Consider the following 5,009-nt stretch of genomic DNA (forward strand, 5'->3'; position numbering starts at 1 on the left):
AAAACAATAAAACGGAAAGCTAGCAATAGCTTGAGTTTGAATCAAAACTTTTAATGAGAGTTTGATCCTGGCTCAGGACGAACGCTGGCGGCGTGCCTAATACATGCAAGTGGAACGCATGATTGATACCGGAGCTTGCTCCATCATTAATCATGAGTCGCGAACGGGTGAGTAACGCGTAGGTAACCTGCCTCATAGCGGGGGATAACTATTGGAAACGATAGCTAATACCGCATAACAGTATTTACCGCATGGTAGATGCTTGAAAGGAGCAACTGCTTCACTATGAGATGGACCTGCGTTGTATTAGCTAGTTGGTGGGGTAACGGCTCACCAAGGCTACGATACATAGCCGACCTGAGAGGGTGATCGGCCACACTGGGACTGAGACACGGCCCAGACTCCTACGGGAGGCAGCAGTAGGGAATCTTCGGCAATGGGGGCAACCCTGACCGAGCAACGCCGCGTGAGTGAAGAAGGTTTTCGGATCGTAAAGCTCTGTTGTAAGAGAAGAACGTGTGTGAGAGTGGAAAGTTCACACAGTGACGGTATCTTACCAGAAAGGGACGGCTAACTACGTGCCAGCAGCCGCGGTAATACGTAGGTCCCGAGCGTTGTCCGGATTTATTGGGCGTAAAGCGAGCGCAGGCGGTTTGATAAGTCTGAAGTAAAAGGCTGTGGCTTAACCATAGTACGCTTTGGAAACTGTCAAACTTGAGTGCAGAAGGGGAGAGTGGAATTCCATGTGTAGCGGTGAAATGCGTAGATATATGGAGGAACACCGGTGGCGAAAGCGGCTCTCTGGTCTGTAACTGACGCTGAGGCTCGAAAGCGTGGGGAGCGAACAGGATTAGATACCCTGGTAGTCCACGCCGTAAACGATGAGTGCTAGGTGTTGGGTCCTTTCCGGGACTCAGTGCCGCAGCTAACGCATTAAGCACTCCGCCTGGGGAGTACGACCGCAAGGTTGAAACTCAAAGGAATTGACGGGGGCCCGCACAAGCGGTGGAGCATGTGGTTTAATTCGAAGCAACGCGAAGAACCTTACCAGGTCTTGACATCCCAGTGACCGTCCTAGAGATAGGATTTTTCTTCGGAACACTGGTGACAGGTGGTGCATGGTTGTCGTCAGCTCGTGTCGTGAGATGTTGGGTTAAGTCCCGCAACGAGCGCAACCCCTATTGTTAGTTGCCATCATTCAGTTGGGCACTCTAGCGAGACTGCCGGTAATAAACCGGAGGAAGGTGGGGATGACGTCAAATCATCATGCCCCTTATGACCTGGGCTACACACGTGCTACAATGGCTGGTACAACGAGTCGCAAGTCGGTGACGGCAAGCTAATCTCTTAAAGCCAGTCTCAGTTCGGATTGTAGGCTGCAACTCGCCTACATGAAGTCGGAATCGCTAGTAATCGCGGATCAGCACGCCGCGGTGAATACGTTCCCGGGCCTTGTACACACCGCCCGTCACACCACGAGAGTTTGTAACACCCGAAGTCGGTGAGGTAACCTTTTAGGAGCCAGCCGCCTAAGGTGGGATAGATGATTGGGGTGAAGTCGTAACAAGGTAGCCGTATCGGAAGGTGCGGCTGGATCACCTCCTTTCTAAGGAAATGGAACCTGTACGTTAGTCTTCTTTAATTTTGAGAGGTCTTGTGGGGCCTTAGCTCAGCTGGGAGAGCGCCTGCTTTGCACGCAGGAGGTCAGCGGTTCGATCCCGCTAGGCTCCATTAACAACGGAAGTTGTTAAGTTTGTCCATTGAAAATTGAATATCTATCAAACATTCCTTTTGTATCTGAATAGATACAAGAAGAAATAGTAACAAGAAAATAAACCGAAAACGCTGTGAATATTTAATGAGTTTTCTAATTTTTTGAAAAAAATTAGGTTAATAAGGTTAAGTTAATAAGGGCGCACGGTGGATGCCTTGGCACTAGAAGCCGATGAAGGACGTGACAAACGACGAAATGCTTTGGGGAGTTGTAAGTGAGCGAAGATCCAGAGATGTCCGAATGGGGGAACCCGGCAGGTTGATGCCTGTCACTCACTACTGTTAAGGTAGTGTAGAGGAAGACGCAGTGAACTGAAACATCTAAGTAGCTGCAGGAAGAGAAAGCAAAAGCGATTGCCTTAGTAGCGGCGAGCGAAACGGCAGGAGGGCAAACCGAAGAGTTTACTCTTCGGGGTTGTAGGACTGCAATGTGGACTTAAAGATTATAGAAGAAGACCTTGGGAAGGGTCGCCAAAGAGAGTAATAGCCTCGTATTCGAAATAGTCTTTATACCTAGCAGTATCCTGAGTACGGCGAGACACGCGAAATCTCGTCGGAATCCGGGAGGACCATCTCCCAACCCTAAATACTCTCTAGTGACCGATAGTGAACCAGTACCGTGAGGGAAAGGTGAAAAGTACCCCGGAAGGGGAGTGAAATAGAACCTGAAACCGTGTGCCTACAACAAGTTCGAGCCCGTTAATGGGTGAGAGCGTGCCTTTTGTAGAATGAACCGGCGAGTTACGATATGATGCGAGGTTAAGTTGAAGAGACGGAGCCGTAGGGAAACCGAGTCTGAATAGGGCGCCTTAGTATTATGTCGTAGACCCGAAACCATGTGACCTACCCATGAGCAGGTTGAAGGTGCGGTAAGACGCACTGGAGGACCGAACCAGGGCACGTTGAAAAGTGCTTGGATGACTTGTGGGTAGCGGAGAAATTCCAAACGAACTTGGAGATAGCTGGTTCTCTCCGAAATAGCTTTAGGGCTAGCGTCGACATAAAGAATCTTGGAGGTAGAGCACTGTTTGGATGAGGGGGCCATCTCGGTTTACTGATTTCAGATAAACTCCGAATGCCAAAGATTTATGGTCGGCAGTCAGACTGCGAGTGCTAAGATCCGTAGTCGAAAGGGAAACAGCCCAGACCACCAGCTAAGGTCCCAAAATAATTGTTAAGTGGAAAAGGATGTGGGGTTGCACAGACAACTAGGATGTTAGCTTAGAAGCAGCTATTCATTCAAAGAGTGCGTAATAGCTCACTAGTCGAGTGACCCTGCGCCGAAAATGTACCGGGGCTAAAACAATTTACCGAAGCTGTGGATAACACTTAGGTGTTATGGTAGGAGAGCGTTCTATGTGTGAAGAAGGTATACCGTGAGGAGTGCTGGAACGCATAGAAGTGAGAATGCCGGTATGAGTAGCGCAAGATGGGTGAGAATCCCATCCACCGTAAGACTAAGGTTTCCAGGGGAAGGCTCGTCCGCCCTGGGTTAGTCGGGACCTAAGGAGAGACCGAAAGGTGTATCCGATGGACAACAGGTTGATATTCCTGTACTAGAGTATGAAGTGATGGAGGGACGCAGTAGGCTAACTAAAGCGGGCGATTGGAAGTGCCCGTCTAAGCAGTGAGGTGTGATATGAGTCAAATGCTTGTATCTGTAACATTGAGCTGTGATGGGGAGCGAAGTTTAGTAGCGAAGTTAGTGACGTCACACTGCCGAGAAAATCTTCTAGCGATGTATCATACTCTACCCGTACCGCAAACCGACACAGGTAGTCGAGGCGAGTAGCCTCAGGTGAGCGAGAGAACTCTCGTTAAGGAACTCGGCAAAATGACCCCGTAACTTCGGGAGAAGGGGTGCTCAGTTTAACTGAGCCGCAGTGAATAGGCCCAAGCAACTGTTTATCAAAAACACAGCTCTCTGCTAAATCGTAAGATGATGTATAGGGGGTGACGCCTGCCCGGTGCTGGAAGGTTAAGAGGAGGGTTTAGCGCAAGCGAAGATCTGAATTGAAGCCCCAGTAAACGGCGGCCGTAACTATAACGGTCCTAAGGTAGCGAAATTCCTTGTCGGGTAAGTTCCGACCCGCACGAAAGGCGTAATGATTTGGGCACTGTCTCAACGAGAGACTCGGTGAAATTTTAGTACCTGTGAAGATGCAGGTTACCCGCGACAGGACGGAAAGACCCCATGGAGCTTTACTGCAGTTTGATATTGAGTATCTGTACCACATGTACAGGATAGGTAGGAGCCTATGAAGTCGGGACGCCAGTTTCGACAGAGGCGCTGTTGGGATACTACCCTTGTGTTATGGCTACTCTAACCCGGATAGGTTATCCCTATCGGAGACAGTGTCTGACGGGCAGTTTGACTGGGGCGGTCGCCTCCTAAAAGGTAACGGAGGCGCCCAAAGGTTCCCTCAGAATGGTTGGAAATCATTCGCAGAGTGTAAAGGTATAAGGGAGCTTGACTGCGAGAGCTACAACTCGAGCAGGGACGAAAGTCGGGCTTAGTGATCCGGTGGTTCCGTATGGAAGGGCCATCGCTCAACGGATAAAAGCTACCCTGGGGATAACAGGCTTATCTCCCCCAAGAGTTCACATCGACGGGGAGGTTTGGCACCTCGATGTCGGCTCGTCGCATCCTGGGGCTGTAGTCGGTCCCAAGGGTTGGGCTGTTCGCCCATTAAAGCGGCACGCGAGCTGGGTTCAGAACGTCGTGAGACAGTTCGGTCCCTATCCGTCGCGGGCGTAGGAAATTTGAGAGGATCTGCTCCTAGTACGAGAGGACCAGAGTGGACTTACCGCTGGTGTACCAGTTGTCTCGCCAGAGGCATCGCTGGGTAGCTATGTAGGGAAGGGATAAACGCTGAAAGCATCTAAGTGTGAAACCCACCTCAAGATGAGATTTCCCATAACTTTATGTTAGTAAGAGCCCTGAGAGAAGATCAGGTAGATAGGTTGGAAGTGGAAGTGTGGCGACACATGTAGCGGACCAATACTAATCGCTCGAGGACTTATCCTAGATAAGCAAAATTCAACGAAGTCAATATTGACAGCGTGGTTGTTTCTTGTTAGAATATAGATATTCAATTTTGAGTTGACAAGACTCAGTAGTTAAGTGACGATAGCCTAGGAGATACACCTGTTCCCATGCCGAACACAGCAGTTAAGCCCTAGAACGCCTGAAGTAGTTGGGGGTTGCCCCCTGTGAGATACGGTAGTCGCTTAGC

Annotated in this window: 1 tRNA gene and 3 rRNA genes; all 4 read left to right on the forward strand. The window is 49.9% G+C overall.

Going from position 1 to position 5,009, the window contains the following annotated elements:
- The first annotated feature begins 49 nt into the window (after nt 1–49).
- A 16S ribosomal RNA gene (locus J5566_RS10285) occupies nt 50–1,606 on the forward strand.
- 52 nt (nt 1,607–1,658) lie between these two features.
- A tRNA-Ala gene (locus tag J5566_RS10290) sits at nt 1,659–1,731 on the forward strand.
- 166 nt (nt 1,732–1,897) lie between these two features.
- Nucleotides 1,898–4,801: ribosomal RNA gene (locus tag J5566_RS10295) — 23S ribosomal RNA — on the forward strand.
- 92 nt (nt 4,802–4,893) lie between these two features.
- Nucleotides 4,894–5,009: ribosomal RNA gene (gene rrf / locus J5566_RS10300) — 5S ribosomal RNA — on the forward strand.
- The 16S, 23S and 5S rRNA genes sit together here with 1 tRNA gene alongside, the layout of an rRNA operon.

It is taken from the genome of Streptococcus suis (assembly GCF_017601095.1).
Lineage (GTDB): Bacteria > Bacillota > Bacilli > Lactobacillales > Streptococcaceae > Streptococcus > Streptococcus suis_Z.